Origin of the sequence: Actinoallomurus oryzae, from assembly GCF_039541955.1 — a bacterium.
Classification (GTDB): Bacteria; Actinomycetota; Actinomycetes; order Streptosporangiales; family Streptosporangiaceae; genus Actinoallomurus; species Actinoallomurus oryzae.
In genome coordinates, this window is record NZ_BAABHF010000013.1 from 60,458 (window position 1) to 85,720 (window position 25,263).

Here is a 25,263-nt window from a genome sequence, read left to right on the forward strand (position 1 = left end):
GCCACCCGAGGAGGAGCCGTGCCGCCCACCGGCCCCCGACCGCTGCGCGCTGACGCCCAGCGCAACCGCGACCGCCTCCTCGACGCCGCCGCGCGCGCCTTCTCGAAGGCCGGCGGGGCGGAGGTCACCCTCGACGCGATCGCCAAGGACGCGGGCGTCGGCATCGGCACGCTGTACCGGCACTTCCCCACCCGCGAGGCGCTGGTGGAGGCCACCTACCGCAAGGAGCTCGCGCGCCTGTGCGACGCCACGGCGGAGCTGCTGGCGAGCCTGCCCCCCGACGAGGCCCTGCGCACCTGGATGGACCGCTTCGTCGACTACATGACCGCCAAGCGCGGCATGGCCGACGCCCTGCGCGCCGTCATCGCCTCCGGCGGCAACCCGTTCTCCGAGAGCAAGGCCCGCCTGACGGAGGCCGTCACGACGCTCACGCGGGCCGGGGCCGCCGTCGGCCGGATACGGCCCGACGTCGACGCCGCCGACGTGGTGGCGAGTCTCGGCGGCGTCTCCCTGATGGCCGCCGAGCCCACCCAGCGCGAGCAGGCCGGCCGGATCCTCGACCTGCTCATGGACGGCCTCCGCTACGGCGCACGGGGCACGGGGCACGCGTAGCCACCGGCACAGGGCCGGTGGCCCCGCGGTCGGCTCACGGCGCTCTTCCGCTCGGTCATCGGCTCCCGGCCTCCCACGCGGCTACCACGCGCTTGGGCGCGCGGGAGCGCCAGGCGAGCTCGACCAGCCGGCCGAGCAGGCCTTCCTCCACCTCTCCCAGGTCCAGCTCCACGCCGATGACCTTGTCGAAGCGCCGCAGCTCGGTGAGGCCCGCGTGCTCGGCGACCAGCGCGGGCACCTGCTCGGCCGGTACGGACACGCCCGCGCGGCCGTTCGGCAGCAGCCCGGCGAAGCCCTTGCCGCGCACCTTGAAGTCCACCAGCCGGAAGTGGGTCCCCTCCTCCGTCTCGGGGAGGGCGAGCGCCAGGCGGCGCAGATCGTCGAGGTCGGCCACTGCCGTCTCCTGTCGTCGTCTCGGGTCGCGCCGTACGTCCACCGGCGAACGGGCCGAAGGCTTGCTCAGGACTCGCGCCAGCGGGCGGCGGGCCCCGGCCAGGGCGGCGGGGCGGGCCACCCCGCGGAGGCGCCACCGCGGCCGGTGAGCCAGGCCAGCAGCTCGTGGCCGGGCGCGCTGATCTCCGGGCCGTCGCCGAGGCGTACGTCCACGTCGAGGTCGGTGGCGCGGACGCGGCCGGCGGCCAGGCCGCCGTCGAGCCGGATCGCCTCGAGCGTCTCGGCCAGTTCCCACCGGACGTACGCCGGCGACCAGTCGGTGTGGCGGTAGCCGAAGTCCAGGTCGAGGTGGTGCGCCTCGACCTCCCGCCAGCGGCGGTACAGGACGTACCAGGCCGGGTGCGTCCAGCCCGAGCGGGCCGCGACCGTGGACCGCCACGCGCTCGCGGGCAGCGTGGCGGCCTGGAGGGCGAACCGCTCGACCGCGACGCGCAGTTCGGCGCGCAGCTCGGCCGCGGGACGGCCGGAGTTGGCCTCGACGCCGGCGTCGCGCACCCGGTCGTCCGGGTACTGCCGGATCATCGCGCCCGTCCGGGCCCATTCGAGCAGGTTCCAGCACGAGTCGGCGTTGCGGGCGAGGTGCGCGACCACGTGCCCGCGGGTCCAGCCGGGCAGCCGCGACGGGGCGCGCAGGTCGTCGTCGGTGAGCTTGTCCGCGGTCGCCGTCAGCCGCGCGCTCGCGGCCTCGACCTCCGCCAGGGTCGCGCGTACGTCGTCCATCGCCTCTCCTCCCGCAGGGGCCGGTCCCCCAGAATCATCGCGCCTTCCGGCACCGACACCCACACCGGCCTCCCGGCGGCGCAGGGCCCGGGGAGATGGAGTTACTCAACCGTTACTTGTTACCGGCTGGTCAATTCCTCGTGACAGGGTTAATTTACTGGTCAGTAACCGTCCTGTGATCTGCTTCACAGTCTCGGCGCGCCGTCCCCTGCTCCCCCTCGCCCCCGGGAGGATCCGTGCTGCCCCGCCGCGCACTACGGTCGCTGCTCGTCGCCGCCACCGCCCTGCTGGGCACGACGCTGCTCGGCCCCGCCGCCCAGGCCACCGACCCCGTCGACGCCGCGAAGGCCCTCGCCGCACCCGGCGTGCCGGGCGCGAACGACTGGTCGTGCCGGCCGAGCGCCGCTCACCCGCGACCGGTCGTCCTCGTGCACGGCACGTTCGCCGACGGCACCGTGAACTGGATCGCCGACTCTCCCGCCCTCGCGTCGCGGGGCTACTGCGTCTTCGCCCTGACGTACGGGGCGAAGGCCGGCGTCCCGGTGCTGCGGGCGATCGCGCCCGTGGCCGACTCGGCCGCGCAGCTGTCCACGTTCGTCGACGGCGTCCTCGCGGCCACCGGCGCGTCGCAGGTCGACATCGTCGGGCACTCGCAGGGCGGCATGATGCCGCGCTACTACCTGAAGTTCCTCGGCGGCGCGGCCAAGGTGCACACGCTCGTCGGCCTGGCGCCCTCCAACCACGGCACCACGCTCGACGGCCTGGCGGTGCTGGCGGCGCAGTTCCCGGGCGCGACCGACATCCTGAACTCCGCCTGCCCCGCCTGCGCCGACCAGGTCGTCGGATCGGACCTGCTCACCCGGCTGAACTCCGGCGGCGACACCGTGCCCGGCGTGAGCTACACCGTGATCGCCAGCCGGTACGACGAGGTCGTCACGCCGTACTCCGGCCAGTTCCTCAGCGGCAGCGGCGTGCACAACGTGACGCTGCAGAACCTGTGCGCCACCGACATCTCCGAGCACATCGCGATGGCCTTCGACCCGGTCGTGCTGCACGAGACCGAGAACGCCCTGGACCCGGCGCACGCCTCACGGACCACCTGCCTGTCACACGGCTGAACCACCATCGGCCCCGCCAGACGGAGGCCGGGGATCCCCGCCCCCGGGTCCCCGGCCTCCGTGCACCACGCTCAGGTGATCCAGCCGCCCTCCCGCGCCCGCTCAAGCGCCTCGTGCGCGCCCGGGGTGTCGAGCATCTCCAGCCCGCGGATCGCCCAGAACCGCACCGAGTCGTCGTCGCTCTCCAGCTCACCGGCCAGTACGCCCAGCGCGCGCGGCGACCGCGCCTCGGAGATCAGCTCCAGGAGCCAGCAGCGCAACTCGTCGTCCGGTTCTCGTCCGAACTCGGCGATGAGCTCGTCCACGTACGCGTCCGCATGCTCACGCAGGAAGTCGAAGCCGTGCGTCCGGAGCCGCGCGTCCGGGCTCCGCATCGACTCCAGCGCCTGCGTGAAGCGCCGGTTGGTCATCAGGTCGTCCTCGCGTCCACAACGAATTCGGGATACGGACGCATCGCATGGTAAACGCCGGATACGACATTCCCTGACAGCCCCGTTGCCGCCCGATACTGTCACCTCCGTCACATCCGTCGTTGGAGGTCCGATGCCGCAGTCCCTGCGCCCCGAAGATCCCCCGAAGATCGGCTCGTACCGCCTGGTCGGGCTCCTCGGGGAGGGCGGTCAGGGCGCGGTCTACCGCGGCGAGGCTCCGGGCGGCGAGCCGGTGGCGGTAAAACTGCTGCACGCCCGGTTCAGCGGGGACGCCAAGGCCCGCGCCCGGTTCGCGGCCGAACTCGCGCACGCCCGGCGCGTGGCACCGTTCTGCACGGCCCGGGTCCTCGACGCCGACCTGGACGGCGACCGTCCCTACATCGTCAGCGAGTTCGTCGAGGGGCCACCGCTGTCCGACGTCATCACCGGCGGACCGCAGCCGGAAGGCCCGGCGCTGGAGCGGATCGCCATCGCGACGGTCACGGCGCTGGCCGCGATCCACGAGGCCGGTGTCGTGCACCGTGACTTCAAGCCCGGCAACGTCATCATGGGCACGGACGGTCCCCGCGTCATCGACTTCGGCATCGCCCGTGCGCTCGACGCCACCGGCACGCTGTCGAGCGCCGTGGTGGGCACGCCCGCGTACATGGCACCCGAACAGATCGCCGGCGGCGCCATCGGACCGGCCGCGGACATCTTCGCCTGGGGCTGCACGATGGCCTTCGCCGCGAACGGCGCCACGCTCTTCGGGCAGGAGTCCATCCCCGCGGTGATGCACCGGATCCTGCATGAGGAACCCGACCTGGGCCGGCTGGCCGCGCCTCTGCGTGAGATCGTCGCCGCGTGCCTGGCGAAGGATCCGGACCGGCGGCCCACCGCCCGGCAGATCCTGCTCCGGCTGCTGGGCGGAGCAGGATCCGCCGCGGCCCCGGAGACCCTGCTCACCGAGGGCGCCCGAGTGTCGGCGCCGCCGGCAGGCCCGCGAAACGCCACGCGCCCCTGGCCGTCCGGCGATTCGTCCTCTCCGGCGTACGGGCCGGCTCCACGGGCACACGGGCCGGGTCCGCAGGCGTACGGACCGGGTCCACAGGCGTACGGGCCGGCTTCGCAGGCGCACACGCCCGTCCAGCCGGTGACCGTGGGCGACAGGGCACGGAGTGGCCACCGGGCCCTGACACGCGCGACGGGGGTCGCCGCGGTCGTCCTCGGTGTGACGACGCTGCTGCCCTGGGCGCACGTCGGCCAGCGGCCACTGGGAACATCCGTGCCGATCAACGTCGTCGGCGTCAGCGGGCTGCGGACGCTCTGGGGGGTGCTCGTCCTGGTCATGGCGGTGATCGCGGTGAACCTGGCGATCATCGATGAGTTCTCCTCGCGACTGTCGGCCGTCTGGGCGGCCGTCCCCGGCGGCGTGGCGATCGCCTCGGTCGCGGGGTTCCTCCTCCGGCGGCAGGACCTGCACAGCAAGCACCCGAACTTCGGCCTGCTCTCCGTGGACGAACTGCGCAAGATGGGGTACGCCCTGGACATCTCCCTGTCTCCGGGCCTGTACGCCGCGCTGGCCGCCGCGGTGATCCTCACGGCCCTGGCCCTGCTGGTTCGTGCCACCCGTCGGCCTGACCACCGATGACGGACGCACCCGGCCCCGCGCTGAGTTCCGGCCTGACGCCCGCTCCCGGCAGAGCCCCCGGATGACCGAGAGGACACGCTAAAGCGGGGTGGACCAGTCGAGCGTGCGGACGACCTCTTCGTCGGGGACGCCCGCGGGCCCGGTGCCGGGCCGCCGGGCGGGTGCGCGGCTCGCCGTCAGCCGGGCGCTGGTGGCCGTGTTGAGCTCCACGCGAGGCCGCCGCAGCCGCTCGTACGCCTCCAGGGCCGCCTCCGTGGACGGCGCATCACGCAGCGCCTTGGCCAGCACGACCGCGTCCTCCATCGCCATGGAGGCGCCCTGCCCGGTCGCCGGAGAGGCGGCGTGCGCGGCGTCGCCGATGAGCAGCGTCCGCGCGGTGCGCCAGCGCCCGCCCGGGGGCAGGTCCGAGGCGTTGGTGGCCATCAGCCGCTCGCCGGTGGCGGCGACGATGTCCGCGGCCACGGTGGCATCGGGCCGCAGCAGCGGCAGCAGGTGCTCACGCCACGCCTCCGGCGAGCCGCCGGCGAGTTCCAATGCGGTCAGCGCGGCCCCGGCGACCCGGGCGAACCAGTACGTCTCCCCCTCGGGAGAGACGGCGTGGCCGAACGCGACGGCGCTGCCGCGGATCATCTCGATCCGCTCGGGCTCGCCGAACGCGGTAGTGGTGTAGCCGTAGAAGACGCGCTGGCCGGCGTAGCGCGGCGGGCCGCAGTCCGGATCGACCACCGCGCGGGTGGCGGAGTTCAGCCCGTCGGCCGCGACGAGGAGGTCACCGGCGGCGCCGTCGCCGTCCGCGAAGCGCGCGACGACCTCGTCCGCCCCCTCGTCGACCGAGACGAGCCGCCGGCCGTGCCGTACGGGGATGCCGCGGCCGAGCACCTCCGCCCGCAGCGCCGCGCACAGTTCGGCACGCCGCAGGCAGCGGTAGCGGGCGAGCGGTTCGTCGTGGCGGCCCAACGGCACGGTGGCGAGCGCGGCGCCGTCGGTGCCGGTCACCCGCATCGAGGTGAGCGGGAAGCCCGCGTCCGCCACCGGGCGCGCGGCGTCGACCTGGGCCAGCGCGATCATCCCGTTGGTGGCGAGCGTGAGGAAGGCGCCGATGTCGTCGCCGCTCGCCGGGTGCGCCTCGTACACCGTCACCTCGGCACCGGCCTTACGCAGGGCGAGTGCCGCCGAGAGCCCGCCGACACCGCCGCCGATCACCAGGATCCGCACCGATCCCCCTTCACGCCGCGTCCTGCGGCCAGTCTCTCAGGGCCCCGCAAGCCGGTGGGCGTCCCGGCCGCGCTCCCGTCGCGGCGGCCTGAACCAGATCCGAGTTCCATGGCCGCACCTCCGGCGAGGATCGCGGCGTCCGGCCGGCCGGACAGCCGCGATCCGGCGCGACCGGTCCCTCAGCTCCGTACGGCGCGGTAGAACTCCGTGTCGTCCGGTTCCAGCGGGGTGTTGCCCAGGATCAGGTCGGCGGCCTTCTCCGCCACCATCATCACCGGCGCGTAGATGTTGCCGTTGGTGATGTACGGCATGACCGACGCGTCCACGACCCGGAGCCCGTCCAGGCCGTGGACCCGCATGCTGCCCGGGTCGACGACGGACATCGGGCCGGTGCCCATCTTCGCCGTGCACGAGGGGTGCAGGGCGGTCTCGGCGTCCTGCGCGACCCAGTCGAGGATCTCCTCCTCGCTCCGCACCCTCGGGCCGGGTGAGATCTCCCCGCCGTTGAACTCATCCAGGGCCGGCTGGTTCAGGATGTCGCGCGCGACGTTGATCGCCTCCACCCACTCGCGCCGGTCGTTCTCCGTGGACAGGTAGTTGAAGCGCAGCGCCGGGTGTTCCGCCGGATCGGTCGAGCGGATCTTCACCGACCCTCGCGTGTCGGCGTACATCGGGCCGACGTGGACCTGGTACCCGTGTCCGCCGGCCGGCACGGAGCCGTCGTAGCGGATCGCGACCGGCAGGAAGTGGAACATCAGGTTCGGGTACGCGACCTCGTCGTTGCTCCGGACGAACCCGCCGCCCTCGAAGTGGTTGGTCGCGCCCGGTCCGGAGCGCAGGAACAGCCACTGCGCGCCGATGATGGGCCGCCGCCACTTCGCCAGCGCGGGCTGCACCGAGACCGGCCGCTTGCAGGCGTACTGGACGTAGACCTCCAGGTGGTCCTGGAGGTTCTCCCCGACCCCGGGCAGGTCGGCGACCACGTCGACGCCCAGGGCGCGCAACTCGTCGGCGTTGCCGACGCCGGAGAGCTGGAGCAGCTGCGGCGTGTTGATGGACCCGCCGCACAGGATGATCTCCCCGCCGTACGCCTCGCGGCCCCGGCCGTACCGTACGCCCACGGCTCGATCCCCCTCGAAGAGGATCTTCGTGACGTGCGCCCGGGTCCGTACGGTGAGGTTGGGCCGGTTCATCACCGGGTGCAGGTAGGCGCGGGCGGCCGACAGCCGCCGGCCCCGGTGGACGTTGCGGTCGAACGGCGCGAAGCCCTCCTGCCGGTAGCCGTTGACGTCGTCCGTACGCGGGTAGCCGGCCTGCTCGGCGGCGGCGAAGAACGCCTCGAACAGCGGATTGACCGCCGGTCCGCGCTCCAGCACGAGCGGGCCCTCGTGGCCGTGCCAGGTCTCGTCGCCGGCCAGGCAGTTCTCCAGCCGCTTGAAGTAGGGCAGGCAGTGGGCGAAGTCCCAGTCCTGCATGCCCTCGTCGGCGGCCCACCGCTCGTAGTCCATCGGGTTGCCGTGCTGGAAGATCATCCCGTTGATGCTGCTGGATCCGCCGAGGACCTTCCCCCGGGCGTGGTAGATCCGCCGCCCGTTCATGTACGGCTCGGGCTCGGACTCATAGCCCCAGTCGTAGAACCGGCTGCCGATGGGGTAGGTCAGCGCGGCCGGCATGTGGATGAACACGTCCCAGCGGTAGTCCGGGCGGCCGGCCTCCAGCACCAGGACGGTGTTCCCGGCGTCCGCCGACAGCCGGTTGGCCAGCGCGCTGCCGGCCGACCCTCCCCCGACGATGACGTAGTCGTACCGCTCGCGGCTCACGACACCACCTCGGAGTCGTCCGGCCTCGTCCATGCCCGGCGGCGTACCGCCAGCATCACCCCGCCCACGACGACGATCAGCACGCTGGTCAGCAGCGCGCCCCACTGGTAGTACCAGTGGTCGGTGCCGTAGACCGCGCCGCGCGGCCAGAGCAGGTTGACGACCATGGCGACGCCGTACAGGACGGCGAAGGCGTTGACGACGAGCCCGAACCGGCCCATCCGGAAGTACGGCCCGTGGCCGGGTCCCGGCCACGCTCCGCGCAGCCGCCGGAGCAGCATCGGCCCGGTCACCATCAGGTACGGGATGTAGAACAGGATGATCGCGGTCGAGGTGAGCACGAAGAACGCACGCTGGTTGCCGATGTTGATCAACAGCACGACGATCGTCAGCACGCCCGTGACCAGCGCGGGCACGATCGGTGTCTTCGAGCGGGCCGAGACCCGCGAGAAGGACGCGCCGAACGGCAGCCGCCCGTCGCGGGCCATCGCGAAGATCATGCGGATGGCGGCGGTCTGCACGGCGAGGCAGCAGACCGTGATCGCGATGGCCGAGCAGACGAGGAAGACGTCGCCGAGCGTGTTGCCCAGGGTGGACTTCAGCAGGTAGGGCATGCCCGAGACGCTGAGCTCCTTGGCGTGGATGTCGCCCACGGCCATCATGCCGACGAGCATCAGCAGGCCGCCGACGATGAAGGCGGCGGTGATGGCGCGGATGATCGCGCGGGGCGCGTGCCGCCGCGGCTCGACGGTCTCCTCGGCCAGCGACCCCGCTGTGTCGAAGCCGTAGAAGACGTAGGCGCTCATCAGCGAGGCCACCAGGAAGGCGCCGAGGTAGCCGGCCGAGTGGCCCGCGCCGGCACCACTCGTCTGCAGCACCACCTGCGGGCCGCGCTTGATGTGCACCGCCAGCGCGATGATCAGCAGGATGATGCCGCCGAGCTCGACCGTGACGCCGAAGTTGTTGATCTTGGCCATCACCCGGACGCCGACGATGTTGATGATCGTGGTGAAGACGACGAGGCCCAGGGCGAGCACGATGGCGTTCTTCGCGCCGCCCGGCGTCGAGGTCGCGCCGATGTCCGCGGCGCCGCCCACGATCTGGAAGCCCGACCAGACCTGCGGCAGGATGATCTGGTACGCCACGGCCACCGCGGCGGCGGTGACCACCGCTCCGATGACCATGATCCAGCCGGCGAACCACGAGGTCACCGGCCGTGCGATCTGCTTGGACCACTGGTAGACCGACCCGGCGAGCGGGTACTGGCCGGCCATCTCGGCGAAGCAGAACGCCACGGCCAGCTGCCCCAGGAAGACCAGCGGCCAGGTCCAGATGAACGCCGGGCCGCCCGATCCGAAGCCGAAGAAGAACAGCTGGAAGACCCCGGTCATGATCGAGATGTAGCTGAACCCGGAGGCGAAGCTGGAGAACGATCCGAGGGAGCGTTCCAGCTGCTGTTTGTAGCCGAACCCGGCGAGGTCGGCGCTGTCGGAGTCGTCGCGTTGGTGGTTGACGGGGAGTGATTCGCCATGGACGGCCATGGCCGGCTCCTTTGTTCGATCGACGCCCTTCAGCCGGAGAACCAGCGCGTCGGCTCGGGGGCGGTGTTGTGGTAGATGTGCTTCTTTTCCTGGTACTCCTCAAGGCCTGAAGGGCCGAGTTCCCGGCCGATCCCCGACTTGCCGAAGCCGCCCCACTCCGCCTGCGGAAGGTAGGGATGGAAGTCGTTGATCCAGACGGTGCCGTGCCGCAGCGCCGCCGCCACCCGCTGCGCCCGTCCGGCGTCGGCCGTCCAGACCGCTCCGGCCAGGCCGTAGCCGGTGTCGTTGGCGAGCCGTACCGCCTCTTCCTCTTCCTCGGTGCCGAACCGCTCGACGGTCACCACCGGCCCGAACACCTCCTCGCGGACGACCGCCATCTCCCGGGTGCAGTCGCCCAGCACGGTGGGGCGGAGGAAGAACCCGCCGGCCAGTGCCGGGTCGGCCGGGCGCGTGCCGCCGGCGAGCAGCCGCGCGCCGTCCGCGAGCGCGCCCTCGATGTGGCCCTCGACCTTGGCGCGGTGCGCGGCCGAGACGAGGGGGCCGCACTCGGTGCCGGGATCCAGGCCGTCGCCGAGGCGGATCCGGTCGGCGCGGGCGGCCAGCTCCGCGACGAACCGGTCGTGGATCTCCTCCTGGAGGATCAGCCGCGCGCCGGCCGAGCAGACCTGGCCGGAGTGGAGGAAGGCGGCGGTGAGCGCGTAGTCCACCGCGGTGTCGAAGTCGGCGTCGGCGAACACGACGTTGGGGTTCTTGCCGCCGAGCTCCAGCGCCACGCGGCGTACGCCCCGCGCCGCGGCGGCCATGATCTCCTGACCGGTGGACAGCCCGCCGGTGAAGGAGATCAGATCGACGCCGGGGTGGGCGACCATGGCCCGCCCGACCGTGCCGCCGGCGCCGAGCAGGAGGTTGACGACGCCGGGCGGCACCGCCGCCTCCTCGACCAGTTCGACCAGCGCCACCGTGGTCAGCGGGGTGAGCTCGCTGGGTTTGAGCACGGTCGTGTTGCCGGCCGCGAGGGCGGGGGCGAGCTTCCACGACATCTGGAGCAGCGGGTAGTTCCACGGCGCGATGAGGGCGCAGACGCCGACCGGCTCATGGGTGATCCGGCTGACGACGTCCGGCCGGCCCGGATCGACGACGCGGCCGGCGTGGGTGCCGGCGAGACCGGCGTAGTAGCGGAACACCGCGGTGACGTCGTCGACGTCGGCGCGCCCCTCCTTCAGCGTCTTGCCCGTGTCGAGGCTCTCGGTACGGGCGATCGACTCGCGGTCGCGCTGGAGCAGGTCCGCGATCCGCGCGAGCGTACGGCCGCGCTCGGTGGCGGGCGTACGCGGCCAGGGGCCGGAGTCGAAGGCGGCGCGGGCGGCGGCCACCGCGCGATCGACGTCGTCGGCGGACGCCTCGGCCACGGTCTCCAGCACGGTCGCGTCGAAGGGATTCAGGGTCGTCGACGTCGCTCCGGAGGAGGAGCTCGCCCAGGCGCCGTCGAGGTAGAGCCGCTTGATGCCGAGTTTCCTCTCGTTTACCCCTCCGCTCCCCTTGCGTACGTTTGTACATAAGTGAGGTGGCCGCCGTCAATGTGCCCGCTGCGGGGCGGCGCGGGGTTTGGGAGACTGCTGACCTATGTCGACGGACGGGGACCTCGGCAGACGAGGGCGGGGGCCGACCGATCCGGCCCGCCGGGAGAAGATCGCGAACGCGGCCATCGCGGTCGTGGCCGAACGCGGCGTCGAGGGCGTGACCCATCGCGCGGTCGCCGCGGCGGCGGGCGTGCCGCTGGGGTCGACGACGTATCACTTCGCGACCCTGGACGACCTGCTGGCCGTCGCCCTGCGCACGGCCGCCGACCACAACGTCGCCCGCCTGCGCGCCTGGGAGCGCGACCTGCCCGCCGACGCCGACCTCGCCGCCGCGCTCACCGACCTCGTGGTGCGCGGCCTCACCGAAGAACGCCCGCAGACCGTCGTGGAGTACGAGCTGTACGTCGCCGCGCTCCACCGCCCGCCGCTCCGGCACGCGAGCAACAACTGGGACGACGCGCTCGTCGAGCTGTTCGCCTCGCGTACCGACGCGGTCACCGGGCGGCTGCTGGCCGCGGCCTTCTGCGGCCTGGTGATGCAGGCCCTGCTCGCCGACCCGCCGCCCACGCGGGACGAGATCGACGCCCTCTTCCGCCGCGCCCTCGGCGAGCCGCCGCGCTCCCGCTGACCGCCGGGGCCCTCAGCGGCGGGGCACCGCGGCGACGCCCTCGATCTCCACCGTCAGCTCCGGCGCGGCCAGGGAGTCGACGACCATGAGCGAGTGGGCGGGCCAGTCGCCCTCCGGGTACCACGCCGCGAAGATCTTCTCCCGCGCCGCACGGCTGCCCGCGAGGTGCTCGCGCGCCGAGACCATCGTCAGCAGCTTGACGAGGTGGGCCGGGCCGGCACCGAGCGAGTCGAGGAGCGTCGCGATGTTGGCGAACGCCTGACGCGTCTGCGACTCCGCGTCCGGGCCGGCGAGCGTGCCATCCTCGAGCGCGCCGACCTGCCCGGAGATGAAGACCAGCTCGTGGTCGGGCGGCACCGAGGCCAGGTGGCTGTACTGTCCGATCGGTGCTGCCAGGCCGTCCGGGCTCCAGCGGCGAATCATGCGTCCTCCCTTGATTGCGGGCGGGGCCCGCGTGGTCAGCCGTCGAGACGGATGTAGCCGGCGAAGCGGCCCGTCGTACCGTCGCGGCGGTAGGAGTACAGCTCGGGGGTCTCGATGGTGCAGCGGCCGTCGTGGTGGATCTCAGTGACCCCCTCGGCGGCGAGCTGGGCGGTGATGCCGGCCCGCAGGTCGAGGGCCGGAGTGCCCCGGCGCGTCGTGGACCACGACTCCGGCAGGCCCGCGGAGACCTGGTCGCGCAGCTCGGCGGAGACCTCGTAGCAGAGCCCGCAGGCGCACGGGCCGATCAGGGCGCTCATCCGGGCGGGATCCGCGCCGCGGGCGGTCATCGCGCGGACCAGCGCGGGCACGACGCCGTGGGCGGTGCCGGCCCGCCCGGAGTGCGCGGCGCCCACCAGCCCGGCGTCCGCGTCGGCGATCAGTACCGGCGTGCAGTCGGCGACGAGCACGCACAGGGCCAGGCCCGGCTCGTCGGTGAACACCGCGTCCAGCGCGGGCGGCTCGTCCCCGAACGGGGCGGTCACGTACGCGACGTCCGCGCTGTGGACCTGCCGCATGTAGACGACGCGCGCCGGGTCGGCCCCGAACTCCAGCGCCGTCTTCTCGCGGTTGCGGCGCACCGCCTCCGGATCGTCGCCGACCGCGCCGCCCAGGTTGCGGCTGTCGTACGGCGCGGCGCTGACCCCGCCGAGCCGATCGGTGATGACCGTGTGAACTCGACCCGCCGGCTTCATCGCGTGGCTCCCCCCGATGCGTCGCCGCCGAGCTTACTTGCCGCCGGGCCGCGCCGTCGGCGAGAGGGAGGACGCCGGCCCGGGGACATGGGCGGCGCGCGGAGTGCGGGGCGGGTCATCGCCAAGGGGCGGTAATAATCGCGCCCGCAAACGGCGGGATCACGATCGCCGCTCCGGCACCGGGTAGGCCAGCGAAGCGCGCACCGCTCGATCCCCGACGCACAAGAGGTCACGAGGAATGATTCACCATGTTGTCGCCATTTCCGCTGCGACGACCTTGATCGGGGCCACCCGCACGCCGCCGGCGCACGCGGCGCGTCCGCCCGCCGCCGTACGCCGCGACGGCGGCCACCACGGCAACGGACACCACAACCGGAACGTCCTGTCGTCACGGAGTCCCACCAACAACCGTGGCTACCAGCACACCAACAACGGCAACGCGGGCGGTACGAACCCGGTCCAGAACGGGCTCTGCCGGCACGTCACCTCCTGCACCATCAACCAGAAGGTGACGATCATCCAGCCGGAGCGGCCGGCCCCGGCGCCCGCCTCCGCCCAGGCCCCGCCGCAGACCGTGACGCCCCGGGCCGTCGTACCGCAGGCCGTCGCGCCGCAGGCCGTGGTACCGCAGGCCGTCGCGCCGCAGACCGTCGCGCCGCAGGCGATCGTGCCGCAGGTCAGGCCGGCGCCGAGACCGCGCCCGCGCACCCCGTTCATGTACATGGGGCCGGAGGGGTTCATGCTGATGGCGTCGGACTCGGGAGCGCGTTTCGGGGCCTCGGCGGACACCGGCTCCTTTTCCCTGCCTTTCGGATTCTTCGCCTGATTCCGGCGGGGGCAAAGAGAGGGCCATCATCCGCGTACGTACGCACTGCCCGGGCGGCGACCGGGTATGGAGGCGAATGCACGCGATGTCCCGACCGAGCCGGTCTGCGCTCCCGCCGAAAGGAATTCGCCGATGCGAGGGAATGGCGGCCTCGTCGTCCTCCTCACCGTGGGGATCTGCCTGACCGCGACTCCGGCGTACGGCGGCACGCCCACGGTCCTGAACGGCGACATCAACCACAACGGGAACGGCAAGCACAATCACAACGCGTTCTCGATCCGCAGCCCCACCCACAACAAGGGCATCCAGATCATCTCGAACACCAACGCGGGCGGGGTCGGCTCCAGCCGTAACGCGTTCTGCAAGCGGGTGCGGTTCTGCCACATCCACCAGGTGACCTTCCCCTGATCGACGACGGCCGCCCCGGGCAGGGCTCAGCGGTCCCGCCCCGCGAAGGAGTAGACGACGCCGTCCTCCCTCCGCTCGGGCACGACCGGCACCGGGCGGCCGGTCCGCCACGACAGGTCCGCGGCGGTCGCCAGGTCGAATGCGGCGAGCGCGTCGAGGCCGGTCACGGCGGGCGCGGTGCCGTCGCGGGCGCAGCGGGCGAACGCCTCCAGCTCCTCGGCGTAGGCCAGCGGGTACCGCTCCTCGAAGTCGCGGTTGATCCCGTACGTCGCGCCGTCCGGCGTCAGCCACTGGTAGTGGCGGTGCTGCGGCCGGTCGATCCGCACCGTGGCCGCCCGGCCCATCACCTCGGTCGAGCACTCGTAGCCGTACCCCGCCGCGCGGCTGTTGTCGATCACTCCGAGCGCGCCGCTCTCGAACCGCAGCACGACCAGCGCGGTGTCGAGATCACCGATCTCGCCGATGGCCGCGTCGGCGATGGCCGTCCCGTACGCGGCGACCTCGACGACCTCCCCGACCATCCAGCGGGCGGTGTCCAGGTCGTGGATGGTCATGTCCACGAAGAACCCCCCGGATCCGGCCAGGAACTCCACCGGCGGCGGCTTCATGTCGCGCAGCGACGTACGGAACAGGTACGGCTCGCCCATCTCGCCCGCGTGGATGCGCCGGGTCGCGGCCACCCAGTCGGGGTCGTAGCGCCGGTGGAAACCGACCTGGAACCGCACGCCCGTCGCCGCGACCTCCTCGACGGCGCGTACGGTCGTGGCCCGGTCGAGGGCGACCGGCTTCTCGCAGAAGACGTGCTTGCCGGCCCGCGCGGCGCGGACCACCAGGCCGGCGTGGGTGGCGGTGGGGGTGGCGACCACCACGGCGTCCACGGTGGGATCGCCCAGGATCTCGTCGGCGTCGGCGGTCCAGGGCACGTCGAACTCCGCGCCGGCGGCCTCGGCCATGCCGGCGTCGGCGTCGGCCACGGCGGCCAGCTCCGCCGACCGGCAGCGCCCGGCCAGGTTGCGCGCGTGGATGCGGCCCATCCGGCCCAGGCCGATCAGGGCGACTCGCACCTTCGATCTCATCGGACTCCTCGGTCACTGTCAGGAGGACGCCGTACAGACTGACAGGTCAGGAGCCCGACGCGCTTCGCAGGCTGATGCGGAAGCAGGCGCCGCCCCGGTCGCCGCGCTCGTAGCGCACCTCGCCGCCGTTCGCGCGGGCGAGGCGGCGTACGATCCACAGTCCCAGCCCCGAGCCCTCGGTCCGCCGCTCCGCGTTCGGGTCCCGGGCGAAGCGGTCGAACAGGTAGGGGACGAACTCCTCCGCCACTCCCGGGCCGCTGTCGCTGATCCGCAGCTCGATCCGGCCGTCCTCCTCGGTCGCGCTCACCTCGATCGGCGGCCGGCCGTAGGCGAACGCGTTCTCCAGGCAGTTGACGAGCATCTCCGACATCTCGCCGCGGTTCACGTGCGCGACCAGGTCGGCGTCGCAGGTGACGGCCACCTCGCGGGCCCGCTCGCCGAACTCCGCCAGGTGTTCGAGGGTCAGTTCGAGGACGGGGACGCGTTCGAGCGGCGCCCGTACGGTGTCCTCGTCGATGCGCGCCGCGGTGAGGAGCTTGGCCACCATCGCCTGGAGGAACGCCGCACGCTCCGCGATGCGGTCGACGACGTCGGCCCTCCGCTCCGGCGTGAGCGTCGCGGCGGGGTCGCGCAGCACGTCGGCGAGCGTGCGGATCGCCGCCAGCGGGTTGCGGAGCTCGTGGGCCACCACCGCCGCGGTCGCGTGCTGATGCTCCAGCGCACGCGTCAGGTCCTGTTCGAGGCGGCGCCGGCGGGTGACGTCGCGCAGGGCGGCGACGTGGAGGCGCTCTCCGTCCAGGATCGTGCCGGTGACGCGCATCTCCACGATCCGCTCGCCGCCGTCGGGCAGCACCAGTTCCACCTCGCTGGCGCCGCCGGCGACGATCGGGAAGCCGAACGGGCCGCCCAGCAGGGCGTCCGCGGGGCGGCCGAACAGTTCCTCGGCGGCGGGGTTGCAGAAGCGGATGCGCCCGTCGTCGCCTACGAGGACGATGCCGTCCGCCGACGCCGAGACGATCGCCTGCCCGGTGTCCCGGCCGGTCCGGGCGGCGCGTCCGGACGTCGGGGCGCTCACGGGCCCACCTGCTCTCCGCCCGCGGCGCCGGTGCCGCCCGCGGGCTCCCGTACGGCGGCGTCCGGCGCGGCCGGCCACGGCGGCTGCTCGGTCAGCGCGGCGCTGCCGGACAGCACGTGCGCGACTCGCGGCAGCGGATCGCCGATGTGCATCCCGGCGGCGTCGATGGTGACCTGCCGGATGGCGTGGTCGTGGCCGCTGCCGCGCGCCTGGAGCACGGCGATCGCGCGCTGGATGTCGCCGATGCGCTCGACGTAGCGGAGCATGATGGTGACGTCGGTGACCCGGGCGATGTCGATCCCGCCGGACGGCGGCCCGCCCGGCGGTGACTGGCCGGTGTAGGCGGCCGTGATGAGCGTGGTGATCTCCCTGTCGCGGACCAGGGCCGTGAGCGCGAGGACGAAGTCGAGCAGCGACCGCGTCGAGACGACCCGCTCCAGCGACGAGAGGGTGTCGATGACGAGGCGGCTCGGCGCGTAGTCGGCCACGGCGTGCCGCAGGTGCATGAAGTGCTCCTCGGGCGAGGCCGACTCGGGGGAGTCGGCGAACACCCGCAGCCGGCCCGCCGCCTCCATCGCGTCCAGGTCCAGGCCCCAGCCGGCGGCGTCGCGTACGAGCTGGTCACGGGTCTGGTCGAACGTGCAGTACAGGCAGCGCTCGTCCGCGCCGGCCCCACACGCGAAGTTCAGGCCGGTGAGCGTCTTGCCGACACCGGCGGGCCCGGTGAGCAACGCGATCGCGTCCTTGAACAGGCCGCCACCGACCATCTCGTCCAGCCCGGCGTTGCCGGTGGACACCCGGACCGTGGACGCCCGCGTCGGCGGACGGGCCACGCCCAGCGGGATGACGACGAACCCCTCACGTGAGTCGATCGTGAACAGCCACTCTCCCGTACGGTGCGGCAGGCCGCGGAACTTGACGATCTCGACGGTCCGCCGCCGTCGCTCGTCCCGCAGGACGTTGCGGAGCACGATCACGTTGTCGAGTACGAACTCCTCGACCCCGTACCGGGAGATGCCGTCGTGCTCGTCGCTCCGCTCGGAGGTGAGCACGAGCGTGACGCCGAGCGCCTTCAGGCCCGCGACGATGTGGACCAGCTCACGCCGCATGACGCCGACGTCGTCGAAGCGGCCGATGATCGAGCTGAACGAGTCGAAGGCGACCCGCCGCGCCTCACTGCGGCGGATCGCGTGGTCGATGCGGGCCATCAGCGCGCCGAAGTCGTACGCGCCGACGGTCCTGACCGGCGCCTCCTCGCCGTCGAGCGGCGAGGCGTCGACGAAGACCCACCGGCCCTCGCGCTCCCACGCCTCGACGTCGAAACCCACCGAGGCCGCGCTGCGCCGGATGGAGTCCGCGGTCTCCTCGGCGGTCACGAAGACCCCGGGCTGGCCGAAGAGCAGGATGCCGCGGGCGAGGAACTCGACGGCGAAGAACGTCTTGCCGCTGCCGGTGGTGCCGGTCACGAGCGCGGGCCGGCCCTTGGGCAGGCCGCCCCCGGCGATGTCGTCGAAGCCGCTGATCCCGGTCGGCAGCCGCTCGATCGGCGCGCGTGCCGTCATCGCGGTCCCTCCTCCAGCACCGGGCCGGGCAGCCCGAGCACGGCGGCCGCGCGTTCGTGGTCCGACAGGTCACCGACGACCCGCAGCTGCGGCGGCGGGGTGAGCCGGATGACGGTGGGGGTGGCGAGGATCCGGGCCTCCTCGGCCTGGTCGGGCCGCTCCGTGACGTCGATGATCTCGATCACGTGGCAGGCCAGGCGCGCCTCGCACAGCAGCCGCAGGTTCGACTCGGCCGCCTGGGACCTGGCGGTCCGCCCGGCGACGTAGAGCCGGAAGGAATAGTCGATCATTGGTCCCCCTACGGCGGAGGAAGTATCAGCGGGCCGCGCTCAGGTTTCTCTCGCCGCGCTCGGCCACGGGAGGAGCAGCACGCCTGGGTACGCTGGGAAATGTCCTGTTCTCGGCCTACCCGCGCCGTACGGTCCGGACACCGGAACGGGCATCGGCGGCGGTCACGGGCCTCGGGAGGCGTGCCGATCATGGGCCGTGCGTTCGGATGACGCGAGTACTGCTCGTGGAAGATCAGCGAACCCTCGCCGAGGCCCTCGCGATCGCCATCGACGCGCAGCCGGACCTGGAGTGCGTCGGCGCGGTGGGCACCGCCGAGGAGGGGCTGCTGCTGGCCCGTGAGCGGCGTCCGGACGTCGTGCTCATGGACGTCCATCTGCCGGGCGCCGACGGCATCGACGGCACCCGGCTCATCAAGGCCGAGCGCCCGGAAGCCCGGATCTTCATCCTGACCGGGGACGCCACGCCGGAGCTGTTCGCCGCGGCCTTCGCGGCGGGCGCCGCCGGGTTCCTGGCCAAAGACGGGCCGTTCCCCGACGTCCTCGCGGCGATCCGCACGCCCCCGGCGGCACGGGCGATGGTGGCGGGCGGCACGTTCGCGGCGCTGGTCGCCGAGTTCCACCGGGCCGGGCACGCGCAGGCCGCCGAAGAGAAGCGGCCCTCCCTCACCCGGCGGGAGAGGGAGGTCCTGGCGCTGATGGGCCAGGACCTCGGCGCGCGGGCGATCGCGGCCCGGCTGGGCATGAGCGAGCACACCGCCCGCGACCATGTGAAGCACATCCTGCGCAAGCTCGGGGCGCACAGCCGCCGCGAGGCGGTCGCCGCCGCCACCCGGACGGGGCTGCTCCCCGCGGGTCGTCAGGGGCGTCCGGGGCCTTCGGGGTCGAGGGCGAAGGAGCCGGGCGCCGGGTCGCCGGCCCACTCGTAGGTTGGGGACCGGTGACGCCGGCGCCGGTCGTCCGGGTCGCCACGTGACGCATGGTCGCGGGCGCGGCGCCGGGTCCGAAGAGGCGCCCGCCCCGGCCGGACACACATACAGCAGGCGGCTATCTGCTCGCGTCCGTGTCCCCGTTCGCCCTACCGGCCTGGCGGACCTCCGAGCCCGATCCCGGGACGCGCGAACCCGGCCGCTCCGCCTGGGACCCGTCGTCGGAGGCCGTGGTCTTCTCCTCGGCCATCGGATCGAGCAGGTCACAGGCGACCTTCAGCAGCCGGTCCACGTCCACGACCGGCTTTTGCAGGTACTCGTCCGCCCCGGCCGCGATGGCCTTCTCACGTTCGCCGGGGATGGCCTTCGCGCTGAGCACGACGATCGGCAGGTCCGCGTACCGCGGTTCGGCGCGGATCGCCCGGATGGCCTCGTACCCGTCCATCACCGGCATCATGATGTCCATCAGCACCAGGGACACCTCCGGGTCGCGTTCGAGGGTCTCGATCGCCTCCCGGCCGTTCAGCGCGTACCGGACGGGCATGCCGACACGTGCCAGCAGCCGGGTCAGCGCGATCACGATCCGGATGTCGTCGTCGACGATGAGGATCTTGCCGGACAGCATCCGCGCGGCGCGTTCGGCGTTCCACTCCTCCAGCCGCGTCGCGGCGCGGGGCCGGTCGTCCCGCGACTGCCGGCGCATGGCGTCCGTGTCCTCCTCCTCGGCTCCGGGCTCCTCGACGCGGGGCCCCGGCTCGAGCTCGGCGATCCGGATCAGCGGCTCTCCGACCGTCGGATGGCCGTGGTGGACGACCGGGACGTACAGGGTGAAGGAGCTGCCGACCCCGGGCTCGCTCTCCGCGGTGATGCGGCCGCCGAGCAGCGACGCGAGCTCCCGGCTGATCGACAGGCCCAGGCCCGTGCCGCCGTACTTGTGGCTGCCGGCGCCGTGGGCCTGCTCGAACGCCTCGAAGATCGTGCCGAGCTTCTCGCGGGCGATGCCGATGCCGGTGTCCTCCACGGTGAAGGCGATGACGTCCCCGGCCTCGCGGGCGGCGTCCGTGGCGGCGCATTCGACGCGGAGCGTGACCCGGCCCCGCGGCGTGAACTTGATCGCGTTCGACAGCAGGTTGCGCAGGATCTGCTGGAGCCGCTGCTCGTCGGAGAACAGCTCGCCGGGCGCGTCCTCGGCCACGTGCACCGCGAACTCCAGGCCGCGGTCGAGGGCGATCGGCCGGGACGTGGCGTTCACGTAGTCGAGCAGCGTGGCCAGCGGCAGCTTCTTGGGGCGGATGTCGAGGCGGCCGGCCTCCACCTTCGACAGGTCGAGGATGTCGTTGATGAGCTGCAACAGGTCGGAGCCGGAGCGGTGGATGCTGGTGGCGAAGGTCACCTCCTCCTCCGAGAGGTTCTGCCGCGCGTTGTCGGCCAGCAGCCGCGCGTAGATCAGCATCGAGCTGAGCGGCGTGCGCAGCTCGTGCGACATGTTGGCCAGGAACTCCGACTTGTACTGCGACGAAGAGGCCAGCAGGGCGGCCTTCTCGGCCAGCTCGTCGTTGGAGTGCTGGAGCTCGGCCTGCTGCCGTTGCAGTTCGTCGGAGCGCTCCTGGAGCTGCTGCGCGAGGTTCTGGGACTCGGCGAGCAGCATCTCGGTACGGGCGTTGGCGAGGATCGTGTTGAGCGCGACGCCGATCGTGGTGACGAACTGGTCGAAGAAGGCCAGGTGCACGTCGGAGAAGCGGGAGAACGACGCCAGCTCGATGATGCCGAGCAGCGTGTCCTCGAACAGGATCGGGATGATGACGATGCTGGCCGGAGACGACTGCCCCAGCCCCGAACTGATCTTGATGTAATCCGGCGGGATGTCCTCCAGGAGCAGCCGCTTCTTCTCCCGGGCGGCCTGCCACACGAGGCCCTGGGCCAGCGCTCCGCACTCGGCGGTGTCTCCGTCCTGCAGGCCGTATCCGGCGATCAGCGCGAGGCCGCGCTCACGGCCGGCCCGGCGGCCGGGCCAGTCGCCGCCGGCCTCGGTGTCGGCGAGGAAGAACGCGCCGTACTGGGCGTTCACCAGCGGCGTCAGCTCCCGCAGGATCAGGTCGGCGACCTCCACCAGGTCGCGGTGGCCCTGCATCAGGCCGGCGAGACGGGTCAGGTTGGTTTCCAGCCAGTCCTTCGCCCGGGTCGTCTCGCGAAGGTTGGAGACCATCAGGTTGATGTTGTCCTTCAGCTCCGAGACCTCGCCGTGCGTCTCGACCGTGATGTGGCGGGACATGTCGCCCTGGGCGACGGCCGAGGTGACCTCGGCGATCGCGCGGACCTGGGTGGTGAGGTTGCGGGCCAGCTCGTTGACGTTCGTCGTCAGGCGCTTCCAGGTGCCGTGCACGCCCTCGACCCGCGCCTGACCGCCCAGCCGGCCCTCGCTGCCGACCTCGCGGGCCACCCGGGTGACCTCGGAGGAGAACGAGGACAGCGTGTCGACCATCGTGTTGATCGTCGTCTTGAGTTCGAGGATCTCGCCGCGGGCGTCGACGTCGATCTTCTTGCCCAGATCGCCCTGGGCGACCGCCGTCGCCACCTGGGCGATGTTGCGGACCTGCGAGGTCAGGTTGGCGGCCATGAAGTTGACGTTGTCGGTGAGGTCCTTCCACACGCCCGACACCCCGCGCACCTGGGCCCGGCCGCCCAGGTCGCCCTCGGTCCCGACCTCGCGGGCCACCCGGGTGACCTCGTCCGCGAAGGCGGAGAGCTGGTCGACCATGGTGTTCACCGTGGTCTTGAGCTGGAGGATCTCGCCCTGGGCGTCCACGGTGATCTTCTTGGACAGGTCGCCGTTCGCCACGGACGTGGTGACCTGGGCGATGTTGCGGACCTGCGAGGTCAGGTTCGAGGCCATGAAGTTCACGTTGTCGGTGAGGTCCTTCCACACCCCCGACACCCCGCGCACCTGCGCCTGCCCGCCGAGGTTGCCCTCGGTCCCGACCTCACGGGCCACCCGCGTCACCTCACCGGCGAACGCCGACAGCTGATCCACCATCGTGTTGATCGTCGTCTTGAGTTCGAGGATCTCGCCGCGGGCGTCGACGTCGATCTTCTTGCCCAGATCGCCCTGGGCGACGGCCGTCGCGACCTGGGCGATGTTGCGCACCTGGGAGGTCAGGTTGTCCGCCATGAAGTTGACGTTGTCGGTGAGGTCCTTCCACACCCCCGACACCCCGCGCACCTGGGCCCGGCCGCCGAGGTTGCCGTCCGTGCCGACCTCACGGGCCACCCGCGTCACCTCACCGGCGAACGCCGACAGCTGGTCCACCATCGTGTTGACGGTCGACTTGAGCTGGAGGATCTCGCCCTGGGCGTCCACCGTGATCTTCTTGGACAGGTCGCCGTTCGCCACCGATGTGGTGACCTGCGCGATGTTGCGCACCTGCGAGGTCAGGTTCGAGGCCATGAAATTGACGTTGTCGGTGAGGTCCTTCCACACCCCCGACACCCCGCGCACCTGGGCCCGGCCGCCGAGCCGCCCCTCCGTGCCGACCTCACCGGCCACCCGCGTCACCTCACCGGCGAACGCCGACAGCTGATCCACCATCGTGTTGACGGTCAGCTTGAGCTCCAGCAGCTCGCCGGTCGCCTCGACCGTCACGGACCGGGTCAGGTCGCCGCTCGCCACCGCCTTGGTGACCACCGCGATGTCGCGCACCTGGGCGGTCAGCCGGTCGGCCATCGTGTTGACCGCCTCGGTCACGTCACGCCAGCTCCCCGACAGCCCGCGCACCTTCGCGCGCCCGCCGAGCCGGCCCTCCGTGCCGACCTCGCGGGCGAGGCGGGTCACCTCACCGGTGAACATCGACAGCTGCTCGACCATCTGGTTGATCCGCTGGCCGAGCCGGCGCAGGTCGCCGCGCAGGGGATGCTTGCCGTCGCCGGTGTCCATCCGCTGGGACAGGTCGCCGCCCGCGACCGCGTCCAGGACACGGGTGGCGTTCGCCGTGGGGATCACCAGCGCGTCGATCAGCGTGTTCATCGACTCGACGCTCCCCGACCAGGCGCCGCCCGGCGCCGGGCACAGGCGTTCGTCCAGCCGGCCGTGGCGGACCACTTCGCGGGTCACGCGTGCCAGCTCGCCCGCGAAGTGCTGCTGCCGGTCGGCGATCTGGTTGAACGCCCGGGCCAGATCCGCCGTGATCCCCTCGTGCTCGGCGGGCAACCGTACCCGGAAGTCGCCGTCGCGCAAGGCCGGCATCGCGGCCAGCAGCGGCCGGAGCTCGCTCACGCGGATCCACCCGTCACCGGGCGGATGATTCACTTCTACGATCGTGCTCACCTGGATTCCCCCCGTCACCGCCGGATGCCGGCCCCTGGGTTCCGCGGGCCTCACCGGCCGGATTCCGCCCGTACGGCCGGCGCCCCGGCGCTCACCCGGGGCGCGTGATCGCAGCACGAGCCGGTGCGCCGGACTGACGTGATGTGGTCGAGAGTGAGGGCGTCGGCGGCGCCCATGTCCGCAGTCCGGCGGACGGAAACGGGCGGCCGTGACTTCCGGCCCCGCCCGGCAGGAACACGGGCGGGAGCTGAACGGTCCAGGCTGGGGCCTGAACGATGATGTTGTGGCGAGCCTGGCGTCGCCGTACGCGACATCCCCCGTCGCCGTACTGGTTTTGACCCTAAGTGACAAGTCGCTGGTTGGCGAATATGTCGCCGCAGATCTCCTCCAAAGGTGACACCACGGGATTACACCGTTACGGTCAGACATCACCGCTGGTCGTACGGTGGCGCGCGTAGCATGGAACCTGGTGATGCCAGTACGGGGACCATGACGTTCGCCGGGCCGGCGGCTGCGTCATGGCACATCCGGCAGGACATCGGCGGGCAGATCTCTTGGCCGGCGGTGGCCCGCCTCGTCCGCCCACCGATGGGCGGCGGGGAGTCGCTCGCCTCACGGCGAGGATCCGCTCACGTCGTCCCGCAAGCCGGGAAACGTCAGTGGACACCGCACTAGGAGAGTGGCGGCTCGTGCTCGAACCCGATGACCCGGAGCGAGGGCGTGTGGTCCTCGCCGACGACGACGTCCTGCTGCGTGAAGGCGTGGCGAGCCTGCTGACCCGCGCGGGCTTCGACGTGGTTGGCCAGGCCGGCGACGGCCGGCGGCTGCTCGAACTGGTCCGCGAGCACCTTCCCGACCTGGCGATCGTGGACGTACGCATGCCGCCGACGGGCACGACCGAGGGACTGCAGGCGGCCACGGAGATCCGCCGGCAGTTCCCCTCCGTGGCGATCCTGGTCCTGTCGGCGTACGTCGAGGTGGACCACGCCATCGAACTGCTGTCCGGCGGCGACCGCATCGGCTACCTCCTCAAGACGCGGGTCACCGACCCGTCGGAACTCACCGACGCGCTGAAGCGCATCCGCAAGGGCGGTTCGGTGATCGACCCGTACCTCGTCCAGCGGCTGTTCGCGGCCCACCGGCGCATCGACCCGCTGGCCAAGCTGAGCGCGCGCGAACGCGAGGTGCTCGCGCTGATGGCGGAAGGCCGGTCGAACGCCGGCATCGTCCACAAGCTGTGGATAACGGAGCCCACGGTGGAGAAGCACGTGCACAGCATCCTGACCAAACTGTGCCTGCCGGAGACGGACGCCGACCACCGGCGGGTCCTCGCCGTCCTCGCCTTCCTCAACGCCGGTTGACCTCCTGACGTCCCCGGCCCGCGGACAGCAGTTCACCGATCCGCGCGGTGGACACGGTGGTCTTGTCGAGGAAGCCGAACGTCGGATGAGCGGCGACGCTCGCGGCCAGCTCGTCCTCGGCCTGGGTCGACAGCAGTACGACCACCGGCGTCCAGCCCGTATCGGCGGCGCTCTCGTCGATGCGACGGGCGACGTCGAAACCACTCTCCGATCCCAGGCGGACGTCGATCAACACGACGTCGGGCCGGGAGTCGCGAGCGCGTTCGACCGCCTCCGCGCCGTTGGACGCCGTGCCGGCGACGACGGCTCCGCCGCGTTCGAGCAGGTGACCCATTGCGGTGCGGAACCCGGCGTCATCGTCGACGATCAGGCAACGCATGTCCATGCCCTCAGGATCCCGCCGCCGGCGCCGTCGCACATGGGGGCATGCCACCAAACTGGGATGGCGGATATCCGTACCGACGCCACGAGGCCATGATCACCTGCTGGAGGCGT

23 protein-coding genes are annotated in these 25,263 nt (G+C 72.2%); 8 read left to right on the forward strand and 15 right to left on the reverse strand.

Features of this window, described 5'->3' with window-relative positions; genetic code table 11:
* Positions 1-18: 18 nt before the first annotated feature.
* Entirely contained in the window at positions 19-612 is a 594-nt protein-coding gene (locus ABEA10_RS08655; RefSeq protein ID WP_345459829.1) for a TetR/AcrR family transcriptional regulator, read from the forward strand.
* 55 nt (positions 613-667) lie between these two features.
* Here ABEA10_RS08655 and ABEA10_RS08660 read toward each other — a convergent pair whose 3' ends face one another.
* Together ABEA10_RS08660 and ABEA10_RS08665 are read right to left on the reverse strand one after the other, a co-directional pair.
* Entirely contained in the window at positions 668-1,006 is a 339-nt protein-coding gene (locus ABEA10_RS08660) for an MmcQ/YjbR family DNA-binding protein (protein ID WP_345459832.1), read from the reverse strand.
* Between the two features lie 65 nt (positions 1,007-1,071).
* The gene (locus ABEA10_RS08665; RefSeq protein ID WP_345459835.1) at positions 1,072-1,785 is read right to left on the reverse strand and encodes a maleylpyruvate isomerase family mycothiol-dependent enzyme; all 714 of its coding nucleotides are present in this window, start codon (positions 1,783-1,785) and stop codon (positions 1,072-1,074) included.
* Positions 1,786-2,021: 236 nt separating this feature from the next.
* Between ABEA10_RS08665 and ABEA10_RS08670 the strand changes: the two genes are divergently transcribed.
* Positions 2,022-2,903, forward strand: coding sequence for an esterase/lipase family protein (locus ABEA10_RS08670; protein ID WP_345459838.1), 882 nt, complete (start codon positions 2,022-2,024; stop codon positions 2,901-2,903).
* Between the two features lie 71 nt (positions 2,904-2,974).
* On the opposite strand, the gene ABEA10_RS08675 is transcribed toward ABEA10_RS08670, so the two are convergent.
* Positions 2,975-3,313, reverse strand: coding sequence for a HEAT repeat domain-containing protein (locus ABEA10_RS08675; RefSeq protein WP_345459841.1), 339 nt, complete (start codon positions 3,311-3,313; stop codon positions 2,975-2,977).
* Between the two features lie 133 nt (positions 3,314-3,446).
* Here ABEA10_RS08675 and ABEA10_RS08680 point away from each other — a divergent pair, with 133 nt between their 5' ends.
* Entirely contained in the window at positions 3,447-4,964 is a 1,518-nt protein-coding gene (locus ABEA10_RS08680; protein ID WP_345459844.1) for a serine/threonine-protein kinase, read from the forward strand.
* A gap of 78 nt (positions 4,965-5,042) precedes the next feature.
* Here ABEA10_RS08680 and ABEA10_RS08685 read toward each other — a convergent pair whose 3' ends face one another.
* From ABEA10_RS08685 to ABEA10_RS08700, 4 genes are all read right to left on the reverse strand, one after another.
* Entirely contained in the window at positions 5,043-6,179 is a 1,137-nt protein-coding gene (locus tag ABEA10_RS08685; RefSeq protein WP_345459847.1) for an FAD-dependent oxidoreductase, read from the reverse strand.
* A 179-nt stretch (positions 6,180-6,358) separates the two neighbouring features.
* Positions 6,359-7,999, reverse strand: a complete 1,641-nt coding sequence (gene betA, locus ABEA10_RS08690; protein WP_345459850.1) for a choline dehydrogenase — start codon at positions 7,997-7,999, stop codon at positions 6,359-6,361.
* Entirely contained in the window at positions 7,996-9,540 is a 1,545-nt protein-coding gene (locus tag ABEA10_RS08695; protein ID WP_345459853.1) for an amino acid permease, read from the reverse strand. Before ABEA10_RS08695 ends, betA begins: the two co-directional genes overlap by 4 nt.
* A gap of 29 nt (positions 9,541-9,569) precedes the next feature.
* Positions 9,570-11,045: an aldehyde dehydrogenase family protein gene (locus tag ABEA10_RS08700; protein WP_345460036.1), complete on the reverse strand. Its 1,476-nt coding sequence runs from the start codon at positions 11,043-11,045 to the stop codon at positions 9,570-9,572.
* A gap of 118 nt (positions 11,046-11,163) precedes the next feature.
* Between ABEA10_RS08700 and ABEA10_RS08705 the strand changes: the two genes are divergently transcribed.
* The gene (locus tag ABEA10_RS08705; protein WP_345459856.1) at positions 11,164-11,748 is read left to right on the forward strand and encodes a TetR/AcrR family transcriptional regulator; all 585 of its coding nucleotides are present in this window, start codon (positions 11,164-11,166) and stop codon (positions 11,746-11,748) included.
* A gap of 12 nt (positions 11,749-11,760) precedes the next feature.
* Here ABEA10_RS08705 and ABEA10_RS08710 read toward each other — a convergent pair whose 3' ends face one another.
* Positions 11,761-12,171 carry a RidA family protein gene (locus ABEA10_RS08710; protein WP_329253703.1) on the reverse strand — a complete coding sequence of 137 codons (411 nt, stop codon included), beginning with the start codon at positions 12,169-12,171 and terminating at the stop codon, positions 11,761-11,763.
* A gap of 35 nt (positions 12,172-12,206) precedes the next feature.
* Positions 12,207-12,923, reverse strand: coding sequence for a peptidoglycan editing factor PgeF (gene pgeF / locus ABEA10_RS08715; RefSeq protein ID WP_345459860.1), 717 nt, complete (start codon positions 12,921-12,923; stop codon positions 12,207-12,209).
* Between the two features lie 277 nt (positions 12,924-13,200).
* Between pgeF and ABEA10_RS08720 the strand changes: the two genes are divergently transcribed.
* Positions 13,201-13,749, forward strand: a complete 549-nt coding sequence (locus tag ABEA10_RS08720) for a hypothetical protein (protein ID WP_345459863.1) — start codon at positions 13,201-13,203, stop codon at positions 13,747-13,749.
* A gap of 132 nt (positions 13,750-13,881) precedes the next feature.
* Positions 13,882-14,157: a hypothetical protein gene (locus tag ABEA10_RS08725; protein ID WP_345459866.1), complete on the forward strand. Its 276-nt coding sequence runs from the start codon at positions 13,882-13,884 to the stop codon at positions 14,155-14,157.
* A gap of 26 nt (positions 14,158-14,183) precedes the next feature.
* Here ABEA10_RS08725 and ABEA10_RS08730 read toward each other — a convergent pair whose 3' ends face one another.
* The 4 genes from ABEA10_RS08730 to ABEA10_RS08745 are packed head-to-tail and all read right to left on the reverse strand — an operon-like array spanning position 14,184 to position 18,160.
* The gene (locus ABEA10_RS08730) at positions 14,184-15,233 is read right to left on the reverse strand and encodes a Gfo/Idh/MocA family oxidoreductase (RefSeq protein ID WP_345459869.1); all 1,050 of its coding nucleotides are present in this window, start codon (positions 15,231-15,233) and stop codon (positions 14,184-14,186) included.
* Between the two features lie 46 nt (positions 15,234-15,279).
* Positions 15,280-16,308: a PAS domain-containing sensor histidine kinase gene (locus tag ABEA10_RS08735; protein WP_345459872.1), complete on the reverse strand. Its 1,029-nt coding sequence runs from the start codon at positions 16,306-16,308 to the stop codon at positions 15,280-15,282.
* On the reverse strand, positions 16,305-17,870 hold the full coding sequence (gene kaiC / locus ABEA10_RS08740; RefSeq protein WP_345459875.1) for a circadian clock protein KaiC: 1,566 nt from the start codon (positions 17,868-17,870) through the stop codon (positions 16,305-16,307). The genes ABEA10_RS08735 and kaiC overlap by 4 nt, the downstream gene beginning before the upstream one ends.
* A complete protein-coding gene (locus ABEA10_RS08745) occupies positions 17,867-18,160 on the reverse strand; it encodes a circadian clock KaiB family protein (RefSeq protein ID WP_345459878.1) in 294 nt (97 codons plus the stop codon). Before ABEA10_RS08745 ends, kaiC begins: the two co-directional genes overlap by 4 nt.
* A gap of 206 nt (positions 18,161-18,366) precedes the next feature.
* On the opposite strand from ABEA10_RS08745, the gene ABEA10_RS08750 reads away from it, so the two are divergent.
* On the forward strand, positions 18,367-19,086 hold the full coding sequence (locus tag ABEA10_RS08750; protein ID WP_345459881.1) for a response regulator transcription factor: 720 nt from the start codon (positions 18,367-18,369) through the stop codon (positions 19,084-19,086).
* Positions 19,087-19,204: 118 nt separating this feature from the next.
* On the opposite strand, the gene ABEA10_RS08755 is transcribed toward ABEA10_RS08750, so the two are convergent.
* Positions 19,205-23,326: a HAMP domain-containing protein gene (locus ABEA10_RS08755; RefSeq protein WP_345460039.1), complete on the reverse strand. Its 4,122-nt coding sequence runs from the start codon at positions 23,324-23,326 to the stop codon at positions 19,205-19,207.
* Between the two features lie 740 nt (positions 23,327-24,066).
* Here ABEA10_RS08755 and ABEA10_RS08760 point away from each other — a divergent pair.
* A complete protein-coding gene (locus ABEA10_RS08760; protein ID WP_329253673.1) occupies positions 24,067-24,768 on the forward strand; it encodes a response regulator transcription factor in 702 nt (233 codons plus the stop codon).
* On the opposite strand, the gene ABEA10_RS08765 is transcribed toward ABEA10_RS08760, so the two are convergent.
* Positions 24,755-25,153 carry a response regulator gene (locus ABEA10_RS08765; RefSeq protein WP_345459888.1) on the reverse strand — a complete coding sequence of 133 codons (399 nt, stop codon included), beginning with the start codon at positions 25,151-25,153 and terminating at the stop codon, positions 24,755-24,757. The two genes, ABEA10_RS08760 and ABEA10_RS08765, sit on opposite strands and share 14 nt — an antisense overlap.
* Positions 25,154-25,263: the final 110 nt, after the last annotated feature.